This window comes from Pseudomonas sp. MF09156, assembly GCF_059862305.1.
Window position 1 is genome coordinate 359,780 of record NZ_JCBCUR010000003.1, and the last position, 22,941, is coordinate 382,720.

Sequence of the window (22,941 nt, forward strand, 5' to 3'; positions counted from 1 at the left end):
TTGATCTTCGTTGCCTCAGGTGTAGTGCTTCTGGCCCCAGGCCAATAGCCCTTGCAGCAACTGCCTCAACACCACCCGCGTCGGTTCGGCCAGATCCTGCCGATACCTGAACGGCTCAAACTCCTCCATATACGTGCACTGCCCCAACTCCAGCTGCACCGCATGAATATCCTGCGCCGGGTTGCCGTAGTGCCGGGTGATATGCCCGCCCTTGAAGCGCCCGTTCAGCACATGGCTGTACTGCGGATGCGCCGCACAGATGGCTTGCAGCTGGCTGGCCAACTCGGGGTCGCAGGCGGCGCCATTGAAGGTGCCGAGGTTGAAGTCCGGCAACTTGCCGTCGAACAGGTGGGGGATCACCGAGCGGATCGAGTGGGCGTCGAACAGCAACGCGTAGCCAAATTCAGCCTTGAGCCGTGCCAGTTCCTGTTGCAGGGTCTGGTGATAAGGCGTCCAGATCTGCTCCAGGTAGGTCGCCCGCTCCGCCTTCGACGGCTCCTTGCCTTCGATAAACAACGGCACGCCATCAAACAGCGTCGCGGGAAACAGGCCGGTGGTCGCGCCGACATACAACGGCTTATCGTCAGACGGCCGGTTCAGGTCGATGACAAACCGCGAATACTCGGCCGCCAGGGTGCTGGCCCCCAGTTCCTGGGCAAAGTCGTACAGCGTGGGGATATGCCAGTCGGTATCCGGCAGGCTTTGCGCCTCGGGGATCAGGCCCGCTGCAACCGCAGGCGTCAGATGCAGGCCGGCATGAGGCATGCTGATCAGCAGCGGCACACGGCCTTGTTTGAAGTTCAGAACCTTATCCACAGCAGTACTCCTTACTCACAAAGGCAGCCTTACACATCGACGTCGACGCCATGGCGCACGACGCGTTTATCCAGCTCGCCGCCCAGCCAGTAGGCCAGGTCGGCGGGGCGATCGATCTGCCAGGCGACAAAATCCGCGACCTTGCCCACTTCCAGCGAGCCGTGGGTGTCGCCCATGCCCAGTGCCGTGGCGGCATGTCGGGTGGCGCCGGCCAGGGCTTCTTCCGGGGTCATACGAAACAGGGTGCAGGCCATGTTCAACATCAGCCGTAATGACAGGGCCGGTGAAGTGCCGGGGTTGAGGTCGCTGGCAATCGCGATCTTCACCCCGTGCTTGCGCAAGGCATCCATCGGCGGCAACTGGGTTTCACGCAGGAAATAGAACGCCCCCGGCAATAGCACGGCGACAGTGCCGGAGGCGGCCATGGCGATGGCGTCTTCTTCGGTCATGAACTCCAGGTGGTCCGCCGACAGCGCCTGATACCGCGCCGCCAGGCTGGAGCCGTGCAGCGACGACAGTTGCTCGGCATGCAGTTTTACCGGCAAGCCCAAGCGCTGCGCGACTTTGAACACGCGCTCTACCTGCTCGGTGGAAAACGCCAGGTATTCACAGAACGCATCCACCGCATCCACCAACCCTTCTGCCGCCAGGGCCGGCAGCATCTCGTTGCAGATGTGTTCGATGTAGTCGTCGGCGCGATCCTTGTACTCCGGCGGCAAGGCATGGGCCGCCAGGCACGTGGCGCGTACGCTGACCGGCAACTCCTGCCCCAGGCGCCGGGCCACTCGCAGCATCTTGCGCTCGTTGGCCAGGTCCAGGCCGTAGCCGGACTTGATCTCTACCGTGGTCACGCCGTCACGCAGCAAACTGCGCAGGCGCTTGCGGCTGCTGTCGAACAGCTCGTCTTCGCTCGCCGCACGCGTGGCGCGCACGGTGCTGGCGATACCGCCGCCGGCCGCCGCGATCTCGGCGTAGCTCACGCCTTGCAGGCGCTGCTCGAATTCGCCGCTGCGGTTGCCGCCAAATACCGTGTGGGTATGGCAGTCGATCAGCCCCGGCGTGACCCACGCCCCTTGCAAGTCATGGGTCTGCGCGTAGTCGCCAGGCGGTAGCTCGGCACGGGGGCCGATCCACTCGATCAGCGAACCGGCCGTGACCATGGCGCCATCCTCGATGATCGAGTACTCGCCCCGGGCCATGGTTGCGATGTGGCAGTGTTGCCAAAGCGTTTTCATCAACGCCTCCCTAAGTTATCGGTGAGACAAAGCCGGGTCGTAATTGACCTTGGCCGCTTGCCCGGCTGCGGGCTTGACCCACAGCAGGTAGGCGAGGACCAGCAACACTATCCATACGGCGCCTACCAGCAGCGCGGCCTGGGTGTCCGGGAAGTAGCCCAGCACGCCAAAAATAAACAGCATGAACACAATGGCCGCCGCCGGCGCATAGGGCCAGAACGGTACCGGGAATTTCAGTTCGGCGATCTGCTCCCGGGTCATCGAGCGGCGCATTGCCACCTGCGTGACCAGGATCATCAGCCATACCCACACGGTAGCGAAGGTGGCAATCGAGGCAATCACCAGGAACACGTTTTCCGGGATCAGGTAGTTCAACACCACACCGCCCAGCAGCGCCGCGCCCATCACCACCACGGTCATCCATGGCACACCGTGGCGCGACAGTTGCGCAAAGCCCTTGGGCGCCTGCCCTTGCTGGGCCAGGCCGTACATCATGCGGCCTGCGCCGAAGATGTCACTGTTGATGGCCGAGACGGCCGCCGAGATCACCACGATATTGAGGATGGTCGCCGCCGAGCCAATCCCCAGGTTGCTGAAGATCTGCACGAATGGGCTGCCCTGGCTGCCGATCTGCGGCCATGGGTAGATGGCCATCAGCACAAACAGGGTCAGCACGTAGAACAGCAGGATGCGCAGCGGCACCGCGTTGATCGCCTTGGGGATCACCCGCTGCGGGTCCTTGGCTTCACCGGCGGTGATGCCGATGATTTCGATGCCGCCAAAGGCAAACATCACCACCGCAAACGAGGCGATCAGCCCGCCCACGCCATTGGGCATGAAGCCACCATGGGCCCAGAGGTTGCTCAACCCGGTGGCCGGGGCTTCGCCGGCCGAATGCACGCCGAACAGCATGATGCCGAACCCGCCGAGGATCATTGCGACAATCGCGCCGACCTTGAGCAGTGACAGCCAGAACTCCATTTCGCCAAATACCTTGACGTTGCACAGGTTCAGCCCGCCGATCAGCAGGACGATGCCGAGCACCCAGACCCAGCGTGCGACTTCGGGAAACCAGAAGCCCATGTAGATGCCAAAGGCGGTGACGTCTGCCAGGCAGACGATGATCATCTCGAAGGCGTAGGTCCAGCCGAGAATAAAACCGGCCATCGGGCCCAGGTAAGTGCTGGCGTATTGGCCGAACGAGCCGGACACCGGATTGTGCACGGCCATTTCCCCGAGGGCGCGCATCACCATGAACACGGCAGCGCCACCGATCAGGTAGGCCAGCAACACCGCCGGGCCAGCCATCTGGATGGCCGAGGCGGAGCCGTAGAACAGCCCGGTGCCGATCGCCGACCCCAGTGCCATGAAGCGAATATGGCGGGCGGTCAGCCCGCGTTTGAGACCTTGTGCTTGCTGGTGCATTTCTCGTCCCTAATTATTGTTATCCAGAGAGAATCCGAACCTATGGGCGATCACCTGGGGGAGCTGTCGAGCCTTGGCGAGACAGCTCCCACACGGGATCGGGGTGGTGCTTAGAGACTTGGCAGCAGCTTGGCCGGCACCAATTCGTTCAGGCAGCGGCTGGCCAACAGCTCGCTGGCAGCGTTGATGTCCGGGGCGAAGAAGCGGTCCTTGTCGTAGAAGCCCACTTTGGCGCGCAGGATCCCACGGGCCTTTTCCAGCTTGGGTGAGGTTTTCAGGCCATCGCGCAGGTCCAGGCCCTGGCAGGCGGCCAGCCATTCCACTGCGAGAACCCCACGGGTGTTTTCGGCCATTTCCCACAGGCGCTTGCCGGCAGCCGGCGCCATCGACACGTGGTCCTCCTGGTTGGCCGACGTCGGCAGGCTGTCGACGCTATGGGGATGGGACAACGCCTTGTTCTCGCTGGCCAACGCCGCCGCCGTCACCTGGGCGATCATGAAGCCGGAGTTGACCCCGCCATTGCCCACCAGGAACGGCGGCAATTGCGACATGTGCTTGTCCATCATCAGCGAGATGCGGCGCTCGCTCAGGGAGCCGATTTCAGCGATGGCCAGGGCCATGTTGTCGGCGGCCATCGCCACCGGTTCGGCGTGGAAGTTACCGCCGGAAATCACATCGCCTTCGGCGGCGAACACCAGCGGGTTATCGGATACGGCGTTGGCTTCGACCACCAACACCTCTGCCGCCTGGCGGAACTGGGTCAGGCAGGCGCCCATGACTTGCGGCTGGCAACGCAGGGAGTACGGGTCTTGCACCTTGTCGCAGTTCTGGTGGGACTGGGACACCTGGCTGCTGTCGCCGAGCAAGTCGCGATAAGCGGCGGCCGAGTCAATCTGCCCACGCTGGCCACGGGCCGCATGAATGCGCGCGTCGAACGGCGAGCGCGAGCCCAGCACCGCTTCCACGGTCAGGCCGCCACAGGCGATAGCGGCGGCGAACAGGTCTTCGCCTTCAAACAAACCGCGCAAAGCGTAAGTGGTGGAGACCTGGGTGCCGTTGAGCAGCGCCAGGCCTTCCTTGGCGGCCAGGGTCAGGGGCGCAAGGCCGGCGACTTTCAGCGCTTCGGTCGCCTCCAGCCACTCGCCTTTGTAACGGGCCTTGCCTTCGCCCAGCAGCACCAGGGACATATGGGCCAGCGGCGCCAAGTCACCGGAAGCACCGACCGAGCCCTTGAGCGGGATATGCGGGTAGACCTCGGCGTTGATCAGGGCGATCAGCGCATCGATTACCTGGCGGCGAATCCCGGAAAAACCCCGGCTCAGGCTGTTGACCTTGAGCACCATCACCAAACGCACCAGCGCATCGCTGATCGGCTCGCCAACGCCGGCCGCGTGGGACAACACCAGGGAACGCTGGAGGTTTTCCAGGTCTTCGCTGGCGATACGGGTCGAGGCCAACAGGCCGAAACCGGTGTTGATGCCATAGGCGGTGCGGTTCTCGGCGAGAATCTGCTCGACACAGGCCACACTGGCTTCGATCTGCGCCGAGGCGCTGTCATCCAGGCTGAGGGTTACCGGCTGCTGGTAGATGGCCCGCAGTTGGGCAAGGGTCAGTTGGCCTGGAATCAGATTTAGCGCAGTCACATTCATGCTCCTTTTGAAATAGGGTTCAGTGCAAATTCGGTAAAACGTGGTTCAGCAAATCAGGGGTGTTGAGCAGCTTTGCGGTGGTCGCGATATCCGGTGCCAACCAGCGGTCCTGCTCATAGGCCGGGACGTGCTCGCGCAGCAGGCGCCAAGCCGCGTGGGTGCCGGCGCCGAAGCCTTGGTGCTTGAGGAACTCAAAGGCCTGGGCCGCCAGCAGGTATTCGATGGCGAGGATCTGGGTGACGTTTGCCAGCACCGAATGCAGCTTGAGCGCAGCGTTGGTGCCCATGCTCAGGTGGTCTTCCTGCAGGCCCGAGGTGACGAAATTGTCGAGCACCGCCGGCTGCGCCAGTTGACGATTCTGCCCACAGAGGGAAGCGGCGACGTACTGCACGATCATCATCCCCGAGTTGACCCCCGGGTTGCTCACCAGGAACGCCGGCAAGCCGCTGACGTGAGGATTGATCAGGCGGTCCAGGCGGCGCTCGGCGATGGAACCGATCTCGGCCATGGCGATGGCCAGCATATCCGCCGCCAGTGCCACGGACTGCCCGTGGGGGTTGGCCTGGGACACCACGCGGTAGTTGTCTGGCGTGCCGAGCAGTAACGGGTTGTCGGTGGCGCCGTTGAGTTCGGTTTCAATCTGGCGGGTGGCGTGTTCCAGCTGATCGCGGGCGGCGCCATGGACCTGGGGGATCGAACGGATGCTCAGTGCGTCCTGGGTACGGATGCCCCGGCTGGCGGCAATCACCTCGCTGCCCGCGAGCAAAGCCCGCAGGTTGCTGCCGACCTGCTGCATGCCAGGGTGTGGCTTGAGGGCGATGATCTGCTCGTCGAACGCATCGATCTGCCCGCGCTGCGCTTCAAAGCTCATAGCGCCGATCACATCGGCCCATTGCAGCAAATGGTGGGCATCGGCCAGGGCCAGGCAGCTCAGGCCACTCATGCACGGCGTGCCATTGACCAGGCACAGGCCGTCCTTGGCGCCGAGCACCACCGGCTGCAGGCCTTCGGCGGCCAAGGCGGCCTGGGCGGTAACGATCTGGCCGCGATAGCTGACATTTCCTACACCCAGCAAGGCAATACCGATATGGGCCATATGGGTCAGGTAGCCCACCGAACCCTGGGACGGCACCTGCGGGGTAATGCCATGGTTGAGCAGCGCCAGCAACGAATGCACCACCTGCGGATGCAGGCCGGACTTGCCCTGGCTGTAGTTGAGGACAGCGGCGCAGATGATGGCGCGAGTCTGCTCATCGGTAAGCGGCGCACCGACACCGCAGGCGTGGCTGAGCAAGGTATTGCGCGACAGCTGGCTCAGTTGCTCGCCCTTGAGCGACACATTGCACAACGCGCCCAGACCGGTGTTGACACCATAGGCGCGCTCGCCGCCGGTGACGATGCGTTGCACGATGGACTGGGCATTGTCGATGCGCGCCCAGGCCTGGCCCGACAGCGCAAGCTCGGCGCCGAAGCGCGCGACGGCGACCACGTCCTGCCAGTGCAGGGGGGTGTCGGCGATGACGATTTTTTTAGCCTGGGACATCTTCATACCTTCTTCAAATTTTTGCGGCCTTGCCGGCCTCTTCGCGAGCAAGCCCGCTCCCACATTTGGAATGCGTTCCCCTGTGGGAGCGGGCTTGCTCGCGATGAGGCCGGCCAATTCACCACAAGGCTCGGTTCAGACCACCGCCGCCCGCCGCTGAACAAACCGATCCACGTACTCATCGGCCGGCGAATGCAAGATCTCCCGCGGCGTGCCGACCTGAATCAGCTTGCCGTCCTTGAGGATCGCGATGCGATTGCCGATGCGCACGGCCTCGTCCAGGTCGTGGGTGATAAACACGATGGTCTTGTGCAGGGTCTTTTGCAGTTCCAGCAACTGGTCCTGCATCTCGGCGCGGATCAGCGGGTCGAGGGCACTGAACGCTTCGTCCATCAGGATGATGTCGGTGTCAGCCGCCAGGGCCCGGGCCAGGCCCACCCGTTGGCGCATGCCGCCTGACAACTGGTGCGGGTATTTGTTTTCATACCCCTTCAAACCCACGGTTGCGATCCAGTGCAAGGCACGCTCGGCGCACACTTGCTTGGTTTCGCCGCGCACTTTCAGGCCATAGGCCACGTTGTCCAGCACGCTCTTGTGCGGCAGCAGGCCGAAGCTCTGGAACACCATGCTGATCTTGTGCCGACGGAACTGGCGCAAGGCGTCCATATCCAGTTGCAGAATGTCTTCGCCGTCCACCAGGATCGCGCCGCTGGTGGGGTCGATCAGGCGGTTGAAGTGGCGCACCAGGGTGGACTTGCCGGAACCCGACAGGCCCATGATCACAAAGATCTCGCCGGTGCCGATGCTCAGGGACAGGTCATTGACCCCCACCACGCAACCGGTCTGCGCCAGCACCTGGTCCTTGGTCTGGCCCTGGCCAATCAGCGCCAGGGCTTCCTTGTCACGGGCGCCGAAAATCTTGAATACGTTTTTAACTTCGATCTTGCTGACAGTAGTCATTTGCTCGCCTCATGCCGTGGACGACCATAGGCCTGGGTAATGCGGTCGATGACCACTGCGAGAATCACAATCGCCAGGCCAGCCTCCAGGCCGCGCCCGACGTTAAGGGTCTGGATGCCCACCAGTACGTCTTCACCCAAACCACGGGCGCCGATCATCGAGGCGATCACCACCATCGACAGGGCCATCATGGTGGTCTGGTTGATCCCGGCCATGATGCTCGGCAGGGCCAGCGGCAGTTGCACGCCAAACAGCTGCTGCCAGCGGTTGGCGCCAAAGGCATTGATGGCTTCCATCACTTCCCGATCCACCTGGCGAATGCCCAGGTCGGTCAGGCGAATCAATGGCGGCGCGGCGTAGATCACCGTGGCGAAAATCGCCGGCACCTTGCCCAGGCCAAACAGCATCAATACCGGGATCAGGTACACGAAGCTGGGCATGGTCTGCATGATATCCAGCAGCGGCATCAGCACCGAGCGCAGGCGATTGCTGCGCGCCGAGAGGATGCCCAGGGGAATGCCGATCAGCACTGAGATCACCGTGGCCACCATCATCAGCGCCAGGGTTTGCATCAGCTTGTCCCACAGGCCGACCGCGCCCACCAGGAACAACAGGCCGACGATCACCGCCGTGGTCAGCACCTTGCGGGTGGCGTGCCAGGCAACGCCGCCGACTATCGCCAGCATCAGCCACCAGGGCGCCGCGCGCAGCAGGCCTTCCAGGTTGACGATGGCCCACAGCAAGGTGTCGGAAATCTGCCGGAACACATCGCCGTAGTTGGTCACCAACCCATCGACCCAACCGTTGACCCAGTCGGCGATGGAAAACGTAAAACTCTCAGGAAACATAACGTGCTCTCGATCCAGTGGAGTGTGGCCGGGTGTCCGGCTGCCTGTTCAGGGTAGCCGGGAGCACTGTGCCTACAAGGCCGCGTCTATTTTCTTGGCTGCGTCTTCACTGACCCAGGCGTGCCAGACCTCTGGATGCTCCTTGAGGAAAATCTTCGCCAGCTTCGACGAATCAATCCGCTCTTTGCTCATGCGCGCCAGGTTCTGGTTGAGCAGGTCGATCGGCAGGTTGACCTTCTCCAGCACCGCCACCAGTTCCGGGGCCTGCTCGTGGAACGTTTTGGACAGGCCGACCTTGATGGTCACGCTTTTATCCACGCCGGGTTTTTCGTCGAGCTTGACCAGGTCCACCTGGCCCATCAGTGGCGTCGGCGACCAGTAGTAGAACAGGATCGGTTCGCCACGCTTGTAGCTCGACAGCACCGCTGCATCCAGCGCCGGGCCGGTGCCTGGGCGGAAGTTGGTGTAGGAATTTTCCAGGCCGTAGCTCTTGAGCATTTCGCTGTTGTCCAGCTCGCAGGTCCAGCCGGCCGGGCAGTTGTAGAAGCGGCCTTTGGCGGGCTCTTCCTGGTCCTTGAACACTGCGGAATACTTGGCCAGGTCGGCGATGCTTTTCAGGTCCGGGGCCTTGGCTTCGAGCTTGCGCTTGGCGTCGCCTTCGATCACGTAGCGCGGCACGTACCAGCCTTCAACCGCGCCGACCACGGGCGCACCGACACCCACGACCTTGCCGGCCTTCTCGGCCTTTTTCCACACTTCACTGCGGCCAACCCACTCTTCGGCGAAGATCTGGATATCGTTACTGCCCAGGGCGTTTTCCATGGTGATGGAATTGCCCGGCAGGCTATCGGTTTTACAGTCGTAGCCTTTTTCCAGGACCACTTGCAGGACGTCAGTCAGCAACATGCCGCTTTCCCAGTTCAGGCCGGCGAACTTCACCGGCTTGCCCGACTCGCACCAGCCGGCCGCCTGGGTGGCGCCAGCGCTGGCCAGCAGGCCGGCGGCGAGCAATGGGGTCAGCAGGGTCTTATGCATTCTCATTATGTGACGCTCCCAATCATGAAATGGATTACGGCAGTCAAAAGGCATCCTGCCTTGTCCACGTCCCATCAGGCTTGTGCACTCAGCCCGTTGTTTTTAGGGGTAACTTGGGGTGCAGCGCCCTGCTCTACCGGCAGGATCAGCCGCTCAGGAATCGCACCGTGCCATTTTTTCGCACACAGGTAATACAGGGCGGCGGGCAGTACCAGGCCGATGATCCAGGAAATATCCACACCCCCCAGGCTGGCCACCAGGGGACCGGTGTAGAACTTGGTGGCGATGAACGGCAACTGCACCAGCACCCCGAACACATAGACGCTGATCCCCAGCGGGTTCCAGCGGCCGTAGCGACCATTTGGATCGGCCAGCGCCGGCACGTCATAGCGATCGCGGGTGATGCAGTAGTAGTCCACCAGGTTGATCGCGCTCCAGGGCGTAAAGAACGCCAGCAAAAACAGGATGAAGGACTTGAACGCACTGAGGAACGAGTGCTGGCCGAGCAACGCGATCAACGTCGCCGCGCCGACGATGGCCAGCACGAAAACCAGGCGCTGCATGCGCGACACCTCCATGCGCCCGCGAAAACCGCTGACGATGGTCGCAATGCACATGAAGCTGCCGTAGGAGTTCAGCGTGGAAATGGTGACTTTGCCGAACGCGATGCTGAAATACAGCAGTGCCGCCGTAGCCCCCGTGCCGCCCAGGCCCACGATGTAGGCCACTTCGTTACCGGCAAATTTGCCGTTGGACATCGCAGCGGCAAACACACCGAGAATCATCGCCACCTGTGCGCCAATGACCGAGCCGGCGCCTGCGGCCAGGAAGGTTTTCACCGAGGACGTGTTGCGCGGCAGGTAGCGGGAATAGTCCGCCACATAGGGCCCGAAGGCGATCTGCCAGGAGGCCGCGAGCGATACCGCGAGTAGGAAGCTGCTCCAGCTGAAGTGACGGATTTGCAGGAGTGCGCCAACGTCGGTCTGGCTCATCAGACGGCTGAACAGGTACACAAAGGCAATCACGCCAATGACGCTGGCGACACGACCGATGAAATGGATCACCCGGTAACCGAGCACCGTGACCAGCACGATGACACTGGCGAAAATCAGAATGCCAACGCTGTCGCTGACCCCAAACAACTGGCCCAGCGCCTGGCCGGACAGCACGGTCCCGGTGGCGGTGAAACCGAGGTACATCAAGCACACCAGCACAATCGGGATGGCTGCGCCATACACACCGAACTGCACCCGGCTGGAAATCATCTGCGGCAGGCCAAGCCTGGGCCCTTGCGCCGCATGCAACGCCATCACGCCGCCGCCCAGCAGTTGACCGACCAACAGACCGATCAACGACCAGAACACATCCCCGCCCAGCACCACGGCCAGGGCCCCGGTGACAATCGCGGTGATTTGCAGGTTGGCACCCATCCACAGGGTGAACTGGCTCAATAGACGACCGTGTCTTTCCGCTTCCGGGATGTAGTCGATCGAACGCCTTTCGATCAACGGGGTGGAGCTTGCACGCGCGTCTTTTGCAGCCATGGGTATTCAACCTCTAATGGATTGTTTTCGGTGGTGCGGCTCAAACATGTTTCAAATACACAGCAGGTCAAATGTGGGAGCTGGCTTGCCTGCGATTGCATCACTGTGATCTGCCTGACAGACCCAGTCGCCCGCATCGCAGGCAAGCCAGCTCCCACAGGAACCGAGCCAGGCGTTACTTGATCATTGGCAGGTTCAGGCCCTGCTCCTTGGCGCAATCGATAGCGATCTGGTAACCCGCATCGGCATGACGCATCACCCCGGTGGCCGGGTCGTTGTGCAGCACGCGGGCAATGCGCTCGGCGGCTTCGTCGGTACCGTCGCAGACGATGACCATGCCGGAGTGCTGGGAGAAGCCCATGCCCACGCCACCACCGTGGTGCAGCGAAACCCAGGTCGCGCCGCTGGCGGTGTTGAGCAAGGCGTTGAGCAGTGGCCAGTCGGACACGGCGTCGGAACCGTCCTGCATGGATTCGGTTTCGCGGTTGGGGCTTGATACCGAGCCGGAGTCCAGGTGGTCACGGCCGATCACCACCGGTGCCGACAGTTCGCCGCTGCGCACCATTTCGTTGAATGCCAGGCCGAGCTTGGCGCGCTGGCCCAGGCCAACCCAGCAGATGCGCGCCGGCAGGCCCTGGAAGCTGATGCGCTCGCGGGCCATGTCCAGCCAGTTGTGCAGGTGGGCGTCGTCGGGGATCAGTTCTTTGACCTTGGCGTCGGTTTTGTAGATGTCCTGCGGGTCGCCCGACAGTGCCGCCCAGCGGAACGGGCCGATGCCACGGCAGAACAGCGGGCGGATGTAGGCCGGTACAAAGCCTGGGAAGTCGAATGCGTTTTCCACGCCTTCTTCCTGCGCCATCTGACGGATGTTGTTGCCGTAGTCGAAGGTCGGCACGCCCATTTTCTGGAAGTCCAGCATCGCCTTGACGTGTACGGCCATCGACTGCTTGGCGGCCTTGATCACGGCGGCCGGTTCGGTCTTGGCGCGGGCGCGGTATTGGTCCCAGGTCCAACCGGCGGGCAGGTAGCCATTGAGTGGGTCGTGGGCGCTGGTCTGGTCAGTGACCATGTCCGGGCGCACGCCGCGCTTGACCAGTTCCGGGAGGATTTCGGCAGCGTTGCCCAGCAGGGCGATGGAGATGGCCTTGCCTTCCTTGGTGTACTTGGCGATGCGCGCCAGGGCGTCGTCGAGGTCGCGGGCTTGTTCGTCGACATAACGGCTGTTCAAGCGGAAATCGATACTGACCTGCTGGCATTCAATGTTCAGCGAGCACGCGCCGGCCAGGGTCGCGGCCAGAGGCTGGGCGCCGCCCATGCCGCCGAGGCCGGCAGTGAGCACCCAACGGCCCTTGAGGTTTGAATCGTAATGCTGGCGACCGGCCTCGACGAAGGTTTCGTAGGTGCCCTGAACGATGCCCTGGCTGCCGATGTAGATCCAGCTGCCGGCGGTCATCTGGCCGTACATGGCCAGGCCCTTGGCATCCAGTTCGTTGAAATGCTCCCAACTGGCCCAGTGCGGCACCAGGTTGGAGTTGGCGATCAACACACGCGGGGCATTGCTGTGGGTCTTGAACACGCCGACCGGCTTGCCCGATTGCACCAGCAGGGTTTCGTCGTCGTTCAGGTTGGTCAGGCTTTCGACGATCTGGTCGTAGCACTCCCAGTTACGCGCCGCACGGCCGATACCGCCGTACACCACCAACTCTTTAGGGTTCTCGGCCACTTGCGGGTCGAGGTTGTTCATCAGCATGCGCAGCGGCGCTTCAGTCAGCCAGCTTTTGGCGGTGAGCGTGTTGCCACGGGCGGCGCGGATTTCAACGTCGCGGTACTTGGTAGGCTTGTTCTGGGAAAAGTCAGTCACAAAAAACTCCTCAGCAATCGATGCGCGAACACGATGGTGCGAAGAGGATGTTTAGCGACTCTTATGCACACACCTTTACTTGTACATACAAGCATATGCAATCGAGCGGCCAACTTGATGAGGGAGAGCTTAAGATTTTTTTGGGGTGGGCGTGCAGGCCTCTGAAATCAAGGCTTGGGGGCTTGATGAAATTTCTTAAAGCATTGGTTTGGACAGTTGGGGAGTTGTTACAAAAGCAGGGTATTGCGCCATGCTGGGGCATTCGGTAACAACTTGGTGCGGGGCTGGAAACAGATTGTGCAGCCTATACATAACCCATGTGGGAGCTGGACTGCCTGCGATAGCCATTTGTCTGACACACCGCAATCGCAGGCAAGCCAGCTGCCACATGTTTAATCGCGTGCGGTCAGTTCGATCAGGCAGCAGCGACCTGTCACGCTGATATCCAGCAAGTCACTGTTACCGTCCACCTGCAAACAATCATGATGGCCCAGCACTTCGCCCAGCACCTTCACCTCATCGGCCACACTGAACACCAGCACGGTGTGAGCGGTACTGAAAAACTGCTGCACTCCGTCCACCCATTGCAAACGTGCGTGGTAACGCTGGGGCGAATAGATCAGGTTGAAGTCGCGAATCGGCCCGGTGATCAGGCGGCACGCCACCTGGCTTTCACCCTTGAAGGCAAACGGCTGCAGAGGCAGCAGGCCGCGCTGCTCTTCGCCGTCCACCGTCAGCACCATGCCGGCACCCTGGATCACGGTGATGATCCGCTGATACCCGGCAAACGTGGAAAAACCACCCGACTCGCCGATGTCGGCAATCGACAGGCGCCAGCCAAAACCGTCGAGGCCCAAGCCTGCATCACGGGTGATTTCTTCGGTGCTGCCACCGCCGTTTTTCCACGGCATGCGTACGTAATCGGCGGCGCGCCAGACCTTGACTGCACTCATTTGCTGAAGCGTCCTTCGAGGCTATGCCGCGAACCTGGGTGGATCAGCCGCGCAGCGGTCACCGGCTGGCGCCCGGACCAGGTGCGCCGGCGAATCAGCAGGCACGGCTCGCCCGCCTCGATCTGCAGCAGCTTGCATTCCTGTGGGTCGGCCAGGATCGCTTCCACCACATGCTCACCCTCGGTCAGCGGCGCCACCTGGTTGAGATAGGCGTAGGGGGTTTGCTGGGTGAAATCCTGTTGCAGGTACTGGGGGGCGACCAGGGCGTTGACGAAACGGTCTTCGATTTGCACCGGGATATCGTTTTCGTAGTGCACGATCAGCGAGTGGAACACCCGCCCGCCTTCACGCATTTCCAGGGCCACGGCGCGCTCGGAACCAGCAGCCTCCTCGCCCAGGGTAATCACCTTGCAGGTGTGGCGATGGCCGCGGGAGGCGATCTCATCGGCGATGTTATGCACCTCGAACAGCGCCGACTGGCTCTTGGGCTCGGCAACGAAGGTGCCGACGCCTTGCATGCGCACCAGCAGACCTTCGGCGGTCAGCTCCCGCAGGGCGCGGTTGATGGTCATGCGGCTGAAGCCCAACTGGTTGACCAACTCGCTTTCCGACGGCACACGATAGTGCGGCGGCCAGTTGCCGTTGAGAATCTGCTGGCTGATCATCTGCTTGACGCGGGCATACAAGGGCGCCGGACTTTCGTCCATGTGGGCAGCCAGCGGGGACTTGGCGGGCGGAGTCGGCACGGGGAATCCTTGCAGGAGGAAAAGATGCATAGATTGCCGGAGTTTACCGAGCAGGCAAACGTCTGTATATGTATATACAAATAAACACACGACCGGGGTGCCTTGATCATGTCCGCTTTCTTTGCCGAACGCGCGCTGCTGCCTAATGGATGGGCCACTGATGTACGCCTTGAAGTCAGCGCCGATGGCCTGCTGACCAACGTGACGGCCAATGCCAGCGCAGACGGCGCCGAACGACTGAGAGGCCCTGTGTTGCCGGGCATGCCGAACCTGCACTCCCATGCGTTTCAACGGGCCATGGCGGGGCTAGCGGAAGTCGCCGGCAACCCCAATGACAGTTTCTGGACCTGGCGCGACCTGATGTACCGCATGGTCGGCCAGATCAGCCCCGAGCAATTGCAGGTCATCGCGCGCCAGCTGTATATCGAGATGCTCAAGGCTGGCTACACCTCGGTCGCCGAGTTCCACTATGTGCACCACGATATCAGCGGCCAGCCCTACAGCGACCCCACCGAACTGTCGCGCCAGATCAGCCTGGCCGCGGCCAGCAGCGGGATCGGCCTGACCTTGCTGCCAGTGCTCTACAGCCACTCGGGCTTTGGCGGCCAGGCGCCGAACGACGGCCAACGCCGCTTTATCAACAGCACCGATAACTATCTGGAGCTGCAAGCGCGCCTGCAACCGATCCTGGCGGCACAACCGGCCCAGCAACTGGGCCTGTGTTTCCACTCATTGCGCGCGGTAACGCCGCAACAGATCAGCGCAGTGCTGGCCGCCAGCGACCAGGCCTGCCCGGTGCACATCCACATCGCCGAGCAGCAAAAGGAAGTCGATGACTGCCTGGCCTGGAGCGGCAAGCGCCCACTGCAATGGCTGTATGACAATGTGCACGTCGACCAGCGCTGGTGCCTGGTGCACGCCACCCACGCCAACCCCGACGAAGTGACATTGATGGCCAACAGCCGGGCGATCGCCGGGTTGTGCCTGACCACCGAGGCCAACCTGGGCGACGGGATCTTCCCGGCGGTGGACTTCCTGGCCCAGGGTGGGCGCATGGGGATTGGGTCGGACAGCCATGTGTCCTTGAGCGTGGTCGAAGAACTGCGCTGGCTGGAATACGGCCAGCGCCTGCGCGACCAGCGGCGCAACCGGCTGTATCGCAGCGATCAACCGATGGTCGGCCGCACCCTGTATGACGCAGCCCTGGACGGCGGCGCGCAGGCGCTTGGGCAACCGATTGGCCGCCTGGAAGTCGGCAAGCGTGCGGACTGGCTGGTGCTCGATGGCAATGATCCGTACCTGGCGACGGCCCATGAGGATGGCATTCTTAATCGCTGGTTGTTTGCCGGAGGGGATCGGCAGGTGCGCGATGTGCTGGTCAACGGCCAGTGGGTGGTGCGCGATGGGCATCATGCGGGCGAGGAAGAGAGCAGCCGGGCCTTCACGCAAGTCCTCAGAGACCTACTGTCTTAAGAACAACACATAACCCCTGTGGGAGCGGGCTTGCCCGCGATAGCCGTGTGTCAGTCGAAATCGTCATCGACTGGCCCGCCGCCATCGCAGGCAAGCCAGCTCCCACATTGGGTAATGTGATGCCCTTCTGGTTTTGCAAAAAACCAGCAAAAAAAAGAGCGGGCTTTATGGCATGCCCGCCCTTCTTTACTCGACCTTGTTTCGGGTTACTGCGAGGTCTTGGCCATCTGTTTGTCCGACGTACGCCAGATCAACCGTGTGGTGTCGTAACCCTGCTGGCGCGCCCGGCTCAGCAGGTCTTCACGGGTGTCGGCGCTGACGGTCGGCGTGCGTGACAGCAGCCACATATAGCGCCGGCTCGGGCTGCCGACGATGGCGGTCTTGTAGTCATCGCTGACATACAACACCCAGTAATCGCCCTTGGCCACGCCCGGTAGCAACGCGGTGAACCAGTTATTGAATTCGACCCACAGCTTGTCGGTCTTGCCCGGTACCTGCGGCGTGGCCGTGCCCTTGGCTTCTTCCCACTTCCACTCGGTGGTCAGGCAACGGTTGAACACTGACATGTCGCCATCGGGCAACAGGGAGTAGCGGGCCTCGGATTGCGCGCAGTTGCGCTGGAAATACATGGGCAAGCGGGCCAGTTCGTACCAGGTGCCCTGGTAACGCTTGAGGTTGACGCTGCCGACAGTCTTGGGCTGCAGATCATCGCCAGAATGGCTGGCGCAGCCTGCCAAAAACAGGCTGGCGCAAAGGTATAAAACGAAACGCATCATTCTTCTTCTCCCGCAGGCTTGCGCCCCGGTTTACTTCAGGCCTTGCCCGGAAAACATCAGAACTTTGTCACCGGCGTACTGCACGCTGATAAAGCTGTTTTTATCGCCCCAGGTGCAACTGGACATGCCCAGTGCGCCAGAACAATCGGTGGGCTTGCCCAGCAACGACTCCACTTCAGCCTTGGCCATGCCAGCCGAGAGCTTCTGGTAATTTTCCTGGGTGACCTTGCTGCAAGCGGCCAACAGCACGCAAAAGCACAAGAGGGCGAGACGGCGTAACGACATGGTAGAGCTCCTGGAGGGACACGCAGCAGTGGGGGTCTGCCAGAAGCTTAGAAGGGAAAAGGGGGGTCTGGTTCCCGCAAGGCAAAAACAAAAAAAGCCCCGAATCGCTGAAACGTTTCGGGGCTTGATCTGACGTGCAAGGTTCACTGTAGGAGCGAGCTTGCTCGCGAAAAAGGTACAGCCAACGCAGCAATGCGCCTGGAATACTTTCGCGAGCAAGCTCGCTCCTACAGAAGGCGTTAAGCCTTCTTGTGGTAACCGGTCACACGCGCCACTTCTTCCTTGGACCCCAGGAACACCGCCACACGCTGGTGCAGGCCTTCAGGCTGGATGTCGAGGATGCGCTGGTGGCCGTCAGTCGAGGCACCGCCCGCCTGCTCAACCAGGAACGACATCGGGTTGGCTTCGTACATCAGGCGCAGTTTGCCCGGCTTGGACGGCTCGCGGCTGTCGCGTGGGTACATGAACAGGCCACCACGGGTCAGGATGCGGTGTACGTCGGCAACCATCGCGGCCACCCAGCGCATGTTGAAGTTTTTCTTCAGCGGGCCTTCTTCGCCTTCCATCAGCTCGTTGACGTAGCGCTTGACCGGTTCTTCCCAGTGGCGCTGGTTGGACATGTTGATCGCGAATTCCTGGGTCGAGGCAGGAATGGAGATGTCTTCGTGGGTCAGCACGAAGCTGCCCATTTCGCGGTCCAGGGTGAAGCCCTTGACGCCATCACCCAGGGTCAGCACCAGCATGGTCTGCGGGCCGTAGATCGCGTAGCCAGCGGCAACCTGTTCGGTGCCTGGCTGCAGGAAGGCCTTTTCGTTCAGCGCTTCGTTCTGGCTCAGGTATTCGTTAGGGCAACGCAGCACCGAGAAGATGGTGCCGACTGGCGCGTTGATGTCGATGTTCGACGAGCCGTCCAGTGGGTCGAATACCAGCAGGTACGCGCCTTTAGGGTATTTGCCCGGGATCTGGTAGGCATTGTCCATTTCTTCGGACGCCATGCCGGCCAGGTGACCGCCCCATTCGTTGGCTTCGAGCAGGATTTCGTTGGAAATCACGTCGAGTTTCTTCTGCACTTCGCCTTGCACGTTTTCAGTGCCCATGCTGCCCAGGACGCCGCCCAGCGCGCCCTTGGACACGGCGTGGCTGATTTCCTTGCAAGCACGCGCCACCACTTCGATCAGGAAGCGCAGATCGGCAGGGGTGTTGTTGCTGCGGGTCTGCTCAATCAAATAGCGACTCAGGGTAACGCGGGACATGGACGGCTCCGGAGAATGGGGGGGCTAAAAACCCGCGCAGTTTAGCGCGAGTCGGGGCGCATTTCCTCCTATCAGACGAGATAAGACTGACAGAGTTCATGTAGGCCCCGGCTCAGGGCCTGGCCGGCGGCTTGCGCAGCAGACTGTAGGCCATCGCCCCAAGTGCCGCCACGCCCAGTAACAGCACGGCCCACAGGCCGATTGTCTTCCAGTGGATACCTGCGGCATTTGGCGCAGGCGGTGTACTGGCGCGCCACGCGCCATCGACCCGGGCCTGGCCCAAAGTCGCGAGGCGCTGCGGGGTGTAGCCGGGAATCAAGGTGGTCAGTGCCAGGTTCGCGGCCTTGGCCGACGGGTTGCCCAGCGCCAGGGTAAACGGTGGTTCGCCCCGCGCCAGGAACACCACTTGCGTGGCCCGCACGGCAAAGCTCAACGCCGGCGCCTGCGCCCCCAGGCCACCGCCCCGTTCGTCCACCTCCAGCTTGAGCTGCCGCACCGGATAGCCCGGCAGTTGCAGTTGATCCTGGGTGACTTCTTGCCCGCCTTGCGCCAAGCGATAGAGCAAACCACGGCTCAACGGCTGCCATCCCTGCTTGCTGTCCTGACGCCCTTGCAGCCCCACCGGCGCCAGGCTGTTGGGCTGGCGCAACTCAACGCGCACCCGCTCGATATTCAACACCCCAGGCAGCTGCCAGCTGTACTGCCCAGGCTCAAGGGTGCTGCCGGCCAAAGGCTCGGACCACACCAGCGACAGCGGCAGGCTGCTGGTGCTTTGCACTTCAATGGAGGTCAACTCGGGCGCGGCCTGACCTTGCCATAGCAGGCGCAGGTAGCGCGCCGACTGCCCTGGCAAGGCGACTTCACGCTGCTCCACCCGATCCTCGGCAAATGCCAGGCGCGCCACCTGCCCGTCGCCCCAGGAGCGCCACTGCTGCAAATCGTCACTGGCTTCGATGCTGAAACGCTGGAAACCCTCGTGCTCGGCGGGCCAATCGAGGATCAGCTTTTGCAACGGCGCCTTGACTGCACTGGCATCAAGCAACCAGCCACGGCGCACCTGCGCACCGGTCGGCACCTCGCTGGACGGCTGCACCTGCACCAGGGTGCCCGTGGCGCTGGATTGCACGCGCACGCTGGGCACACTGTCGCTGGCATTATCGGTGGCATACAGCGGGAAGCCCTTCAGCCGGGCCCGGTTGTTTGCGCTTGCGGCCGACTGCCGCACTAATGCATATGCCTGGGGTTCGCCCGCCGCGTTGAACACCCGCAGGTCACCGAGATCCGCCTGGCTGGCGCTCAATTGCACCGCCAGCGGCAACTCCAGGCGATACCAGGGGCCGTCGCCGCTGACGGTCAGCGGCACTTGGGTGGTGAAGTCGGCGAGGCCTTCTGCGGCCGACGCCGATAACACGGCGCACAGGCCCACCAGTGCAATACTCAGTTTGCCGATCAAGAGGACGCTCCTTGGGTTTGAACCTCGGGTTCACTGCGTTTGGGCGGCAGCGGAGCAAAATAGCCCACCACCAGCAACAGCCCGCCCACGCCGATAAACGACACGATCCGCTCCAGCCCGCCACGGTTGCTCAGCTCGACGAGGAACAACTTGGCGACCACTACGCCGATCAGCACCGCGCCGACCAGCCACACTTCCCGGCGATTGCGCAGGTGCCCGCCGATCATCAGGCCCAAGGCAATCAGGGTCCAGACAATCGACAGGCCGGCCTGGACCAACATTGAGTCGAGCAACGCATCCAGATGAAACGGCACGCCGCCCCAATGGTGCGCCGCGCGCATCACCAATGCGGTGAAAAAGGCGAACAGCGAGACCCCGGCAACGCCCTGGGCAATCCACGGGGTGCGGCTGCCCAGTTGCGGCGCCGCGCTGCGCGCCCACAGGTACACGCCCAGCAGCGCAAACAGCAGGCCCAGGTCCAAGGGGTTGAGCAACGGCACATACGGCAATGGCCTGGCCGTGCCGTCGCTGAAAATATTGGCCAGCCAGAACCACACCAGCATCAGCGCGGCCAGCGGCAGCGCGGCCAGCAGGCGGTATTCACGCGCATAAGCAGATATCGGCCATGGCCACTGGCGCGGCGTAGCGACGGCTATCAGGTACAGGCTGGGGAAAATCGCCCAGCCCAGCCAGCGCCAGGCGTTGTAGTGCACCGAAAGCACCAACAGTCCATAGCGCAGCTCCAGGGCGAGCATGCCGATCAGCATCCAGCAGCCCAGCACATGGGCGACGCTCAGGGCCTTTGCCGCCGCCAGGTCGGCCAAATAACGCAGCGCGATGAAATGCACGGCGAACACCGCCAGCCAGGCCAACCAGCCCAATTCGGCCGCCGGGTGGTAATAGCGATGCAACGACACCAGCACCACCAGCGCCGCCGCTGGCATCAGCAACAGGCAGAGGGTACCCAGCGCGGCCCAGCGCAGGCGCAACGCCAGCAACATCCACAACGCCGCGCTGGCCGAAGCCGCCGCCAACAGGAACGCGGCTTGCAACTCTGGCGGGGTGAAGCGCAGCACTTCATGGTTCAGCGCCAATACCCACCACGCCGCGCCCCAGGCCAGCAGGCCGTTGGAAAGATGGGGCAACTTGAGCCGTCGATCACTGCCCTGCAAGCGCCAGGCGCCGACAAATGCGGCCAACCCCACCAGCATCGGCGCCCAGAAACCGATATGCCGAAACGCCGGCAGTTCTTCGCCGCCCCATGACGTGAGCATGAGCAACGCCCCCGCCAGCACTTGCACGCCAAGCGCGCAGAACAGGAAGGTGCGCGAAGCGATCTGCCAGCCGACGAACACCGTCACCAGCCCGGCCAGCGCCCAACTGATCGCGGTGCCCTGCTCGGCCAACAGCAACGGTGCCAATAGATACACAAAGCCCAGGCCAAGGCCGGCCAGGACCGGCAAGCCCTGGCGCTCCCACTTCGAGGTCTGCTCCAGCGCGGCCGTGCGCAGTTGCTGGAAGCTGAACAGCAACGCCACGCCGAGCAACAAGGCGCCCAGCGCCGCGCCGTCCAGCAGCGTGTGTTCGCCCACGTCCAGCTCACTGAGAAAGGCCAGCGCCGAGCCCAGTTGCAACAGCAGGCCGAACCCGCGCGCCAACGCTCGCTGCTGACGCAGGCCAAGCCAGAGGATGCCAGCGCCTTCCACCGCCCAGGCTGCGGCGGTCCAGCGCGCGTCCAGGCCCAGGGGGATCGCCAGGCTGGCGAAGATCACGCCCAGGGCCAGGCAGGTTTCTGCCAGCAACACGGTGCGCCCACCGCTGAGCACACGCGCCAGGACCATATAGATGATCCCCAACGCCAGTGCGCTGAATGCCGGAGCGAAGGCCAGGTGTTGCACCAAGGTGAACTGCAAACCAAACGCCACCAGCGGCGGGCCGAACAACAGGCCGCCATCCACATAATCACCCTTGGCCGCCGACCAGCGCAGCAGCGCGCCACGGCTGTCATCGGCCGGGGCGTCGGGGGGTTCCAGGAGTTTGCGCCGCGCAAACAGCAGGCCGATGGCCAGGTACATCAGGAAGAACAGGATCAGGAACGGCTCGGTACTCCACAGCAGTTCCGGGGTGTAGGAACGAATCCCCCAGGCGAAGCCAATGCCGAAGGTGCCGGCAAAGCCAATCACATTGAGCAGGCGCCAGGCCTTGAACCAGGCGATGGCGAGGATCCCGGCGTTGAGCAGGGCGAAGTAACTGAACAGCGCCACATGGCTGCCTTCGCCAGTGGACGCCAGGATCGGCGCGGCAAACCCGCCGAGGGCTGCGGCGCAGGCCAGGCCGATGGCGTCCTGGGTAATCGCCAGGATCGCCGAAAACACCGTCACCGCCACCAGCAGGCCCAGCGCCGCACCCGGATCGAGCAGCGGGTGCAGGCGCATGGCGGCGAACACCGTCAGGTACAACACGGCAATGCCCGTGCCTTGCAGGATCAGCGCGTAATTGCCCCGGCGCAGGCGCAGCCACCAACCCAGGCCCAGCAAGCCCAGGGCGCAGGCCGCGACACCGGCGTAGCGCATCTCGATCGGCACCACCATGCCTTCGGTGGCATAACGCAGCAAAAATGCCAGGCCCAAGAACAGCAACACCACGCCGACCCGCAGCACGGTATTGCCGCCCAGCAGCCAGTTGCGCGCGGCGCCGATGGCACGTTCGATCAGGTTGGGGCTACGGGGGATTTCGGGTTCAGCTTCGCGGGCAACGGCGGCCGGTTTCCACAGGTCGTCCGGCAGCGGTTGGCTCGGTTCGGGAGCAGGGGTGGATTGCAGTTCGGCGGGCAGCTCCCAGACCAGCTCTGGGGCGGGCGCGGGTTCGGCCCTGGACGGTTCAACCTGAGGCGGCTTTTCCAGCAGCGCGAGGCGTTGTTCCAGCGCCTTTACGGCACTGCCCAGGTTCGACAGGCGAATGGCCTGGCCAACCCCCAAACCCAGTAGTGCACCGAAGCCTGCATCACTAAACGATTCATCCAGCGCCCAGCCGAGCACCAGGCCAATGAGCATGAACATCCATTGCATGGTCCAAATCCCTAAGCA

At 62.8% G+C, this 22,941-nt stretch carries 18 protein-coding genes; 1 reads left to right on the forward strand and 17 read right to left on the reverse strand.

Translation table 11 applies throughout. The features are described 5' to 3' along the window. Positions 1-15: 15 nt before the first annotated feature. The 12 genes from hutG to hutC form a co-directional block, all read right to left on the reverse strand. Positions 16-816: an N-formylglutamate deformylase gene (hutG, locus tag AC19YY_RS10705; RefSeq protein ID WP_172312500.1), complete on the reverse strand. Its 801-nt coding sequence runs from the start codon at positions 814-816 to the stop codon at positions 16-18. A 29-nt stretch (positions 817-845) separates the two neighbouring features. Continuing rightward, positions 846-2,051, reverse strand: coding sequence for an imidazolonepropionase (hutI, locus tag AC19YY_RS10710; RefSeq protein WP_500604156.1), 1,206 nt, complete (start codon positions 2,049-2,051; stop codon positions 846-848). 15 nt (positions 2,052-2,066) lie between these two features. Then, positions 2,067-3,476 carry an amino acid permease gene (locus AC19YY_RS10715; protein ID WP_169955666.1) on the reverse strand — a complete coding sequence of 470 codons (1,410 nt, stop codon included), beginning with the start codon at positions 3,474-3,476 and terminating at the stop codon, positions 2,067-2,069. A gap of 110 nt (positions 3,477-3,586) precedes the next feature. Then, positions 3,587-5,125, reverse strand: a complete 1,539-nt coding sequence (gene hutH, locus AC19YY_RS10720; RefSeq protein WP_500604157.1) for a histidine ammonia-lyase — start codon at positions 5,123-5,125, stop codon at positions 3,587-3,589. A gap of 19 nt (positions 5,126-5,144) precedes the next feature. Then, positions 5,145-6,668, reverse strand: coding sequence for an HAL/PAL/TAL family ammonia-lyase (locus AC19YY_RS10725; RefSeq protein WP_170058143.1), 1,524 nt, complete (start codon positions 6,666-6,668; stop codon positions 5,145-5,147). Between the two features lie 135 nt (positions 6,669-6,803). Continuing rightward, complete coding sequence (locus AC19YY_RS10730) at positions 6,804-7,628, reverse strand: quaternary amine ABC transporter ATP-binding protein (RefSeq protein WP_500604158.1); 825 nt, start codon at positions 7,626-7,628, stop codon at positions 6,804-6,806. After that, positions 7,625-8,476, reverse strand: a complete 852-nt coding sequence (locus AC19YY_RS10735) for an ABC transporter permease (RefSeq protein ID WP_076961686.1) — start codon at positions 8,474-8,476, stop codon at positions 7,625-7,627. The genes AC19YY_RS10730 and AC19YY_RS10735 overlap by 4 nt, the downstream gene beginning before the upstream one ends. Positions 8,477-8,548: 72 nt before the next feature. Continuing rightward, positions 8,549-9,517: an ABC transporter substrate-binding protein gene (locus AC19YY_RS10740; protein ID WP_169955662.1), complete on the reverse strand. Its 969-nt coding sequence runs from the start codon at positions 9,515-9,517 to the stop codon at positions 8,549-8,551. A gap of 68 nt (positions 9,518-9,585) precedes the next feature. Further along, positions 9,586-11,055, reverse strand: a complete 1,470-nt coding sequence (locus AC19YY_RS10745) for a purine-cytosine permease family protein (protein ID WP_169955661.1) — start codon at positions 11,053-11,055, stop codon at positions 9,586-9,588. 175 nt (positions 11,056-11,230) lie between these two features. Continuing rightward, positions 11,231-12,916: a urocanate hydratase gene (hutU, locus tag AC19YY_RS10750; protein WP_170042371.1), complete on the reverse strand. Its 1,686-nt coding sequence runs from the start codon at positions 12,914-12,916 to the stop codon at positions 11,231-11,233. 392 nt (positions 12,917-13,308) lie between these two features. Further along, complete coding sequence (locus AC19YY_RS10755; protein ID WP_169955659.1) at positions 13,309-13,869, reverse strand: HutD/Ves family protein; 561 nt, start codon at positions 13,867-13,869, stop codon at positions 13,309-13,311. After that, positions 13,866-14,576, reverse strand: coding sequence for a histidine utilization transcriptional repressor HutC (gene hutC / locus AC19YY_RS10760; protein ID WP_262381098.1), 711 nt, complete (start codon positions 14,574-14,576; stop codon positions 13,866-13,868). Before hutC ends, AC19YY_RS10755 begins: the two co-directional genes overlap by 4 nt. 147 nt (positions 14,577-14,723) lie before the next feature. On the opposite strand from hutC, the gene AC19YY_RS10765 reads away from it, so the two are divergent. Beyond that, a complete protein-coding gene (locus AC19YY_RS10765) occupies positions 14,724-16,088 on the forward strand; it encodes a formimidoylglutamate deiminase (protein WP_170042370.1) in 1,365 nt (454 codons plus the stop codon). Between the two features lie 206 nt (positions 16,089-16,294). Here the strand turns inward: AC19YY_RS10765 and AC19YY_RS10770 are convergent, their stop codons facing one another. From AC19YY_RS10770 to AC19YY_RS10790, 5 genes are all read right to left on the reverse strand, one after another. After that, a complete protein-coding gene (locus tag AC19YY_RS10770; protein ID WP_032862264.1) occupies positions 16,295-16,864 on the reverse strand; it encodes a lipocalin family protein in 570 nt (189 codons plus the stop codon). Between the two features lie 30 nt (positions 16,865-16,894). Then, positions 16,895-17,149 carry a lipoprotein gene (locus AC19YY_RS10775; RefSeq protein ID WP_038445326.1) on the reverse strand — a complete coding sequence of 85 codons (255 nt, stop codon included), beginning with the start codon at positions 17,147-17,149 and terminating at the stop codon, positions 16,895-16,897. 239 nt (positions 17,150-17,388) lie between these two features. Beyond that, complete coding sequence (locus tag AC19YY_RS10780; RefSeq protein WP_032862268.1) at positions 17,389-18,402, reverse strand: class 1 fructose-bisphosphatase; 1,014 nt, start codon at positions 18,400-18,402, stop codon at positions 17,389-17,391. A 112-nt stretch (positions 18,403-18,514) separates the two neighbouring features. Continuing rightward, on the reverse strand, positions 18,515-19,852 hold the full coding sequence (locus AC19YY_RS10785) for a DUF3999 domain-containing protein (protein WP_500604208.1): 1,338 nt from the start codon (positions 19,850-19,852) through the stop codon (positions 18,515-18,517). After that, positions 19,852-22,923, reverse strand: a complete 3,072-nt coding sequence (locus AC19YY_RS10790) for a DUF2339 domain-containing protein (protein ID WP_169955654.1) — start codon at positions 22,921-22,923, stop codon at positions 19,852-19,854. Before AC19YY_RS10790 ends, AC19YY_RS10785 begins: the two co-directional genes overlap by 1 nt. Positions 22,924-22,941: the final 18 nt, after the last annotated feature.

Bases quoted from the DNA above. Each gene is read 5' to 3' on its own strand.
- hutI (WP_500604156.1), bottom strand. From the start codon at position 2,051: ATGAAAACGCTTTGGCAACACTGCCACATCGCAACCATGGCCCGGGGC.
- AC19YY_RS10715 (WP_169955666.1), bottom strand. From the start codon at position 3,476: ATGCACCAGCAAGCACAAGGTCTCAAACGCGGGCTGACCGCCCGCCAT.
- hutH (WP_500604157.1), bottom strand. From the start codon at position 5,125: ATGAATGTGACTGCGCTAAATCTGATTCCAGGCCAACTGACCCTTGCC.
- AC19YY_RS10725 (WP_170058143.1), bottom strand. From the start codon at position 6,668: ATGTCCCAGGCTAAAAAAATCGTCATCGCCGACACCCCCCTGCACTGG.
- AC19YY_RS10730 (WP_500604158.1), bottom strand. From the start codon at position 7,628: ATGACTACTGTCAGCAAGATCGAAGTTAAAAACGTATTCAAGATTTTC.
- AC19YY_RS10735 (WP_076961686.1), bottom strand. From the start codon at position 8,476: ATGTTTCCTGAGAGTTTTACGTTTTCCATCGCCGACTGGGTCAACGGT.
- AC19YY_RS10740 (WP_169955662.1), bottom strand. From the start codon at position 9,517: ATGAGAATGCATAAGACCCTGCTGACCCCATTGCTCGCCGCCGGCCTG.
- AC19YY_RS10745 (WP_169955661.1), bottom strand. From the start codon at position 11,055: ATGGCTGCAAAAGACGCGCGTGCAAGCTCCACCCCGTTGATCGAAAGG.
- AC19YY_RS10755 (WP_169955659.1), bottom strand. From the start codon at position 13,869: ATGAGTGCAGTCAAGGTCTGGCGCGCCGCCGATTACGTACGCATGCCG.
- hutC (WP_262381098.1), bottom strand. From the start codon at position 14,576: ATGGACGAAAGTCCGGCGCCCTTGTATGCCCGCGTCAAGCAGATGATC.
- AC19YY_RS10765 (WP_170042370.1), top strand. From the start codon at position 14,724: ATGTCCGCTTTCTTTGCCGAACGCGCGCTGCTGCCTAATGGATGGGCC.
- AC19YY_RS10770 (WP_032862264.1), bottom strand. From the start codon at position 16,864: ATGATGCGTTTCGTTTTATACCTTTGCGCCAGCCTGTTTTTGGCAGGC.
- AC19YY_RS10775 (WP_038445326.1), bottom strand. From the start codon at position 17,149: ATGTCGTTACGCCGTCTCGCCCTCTTGTGCTTTTGCGTGCTGTTGGCC.
- AC19YY_RS10780 (WP_032862268.1), bottom strand. From the start codon at position 18,402: ATGTCCCGCGTTACCCTGAGTCGCTATTTGATTGAGCAGACCCGCAGC.
- AC19YY_RS10790 (WP_169955654.1), bottom strand. From the start codon at position 22,923: ATGCAATGGATGTTCATGCTCATTGGCCTGGTGCTCGGCTGGGCGCTG.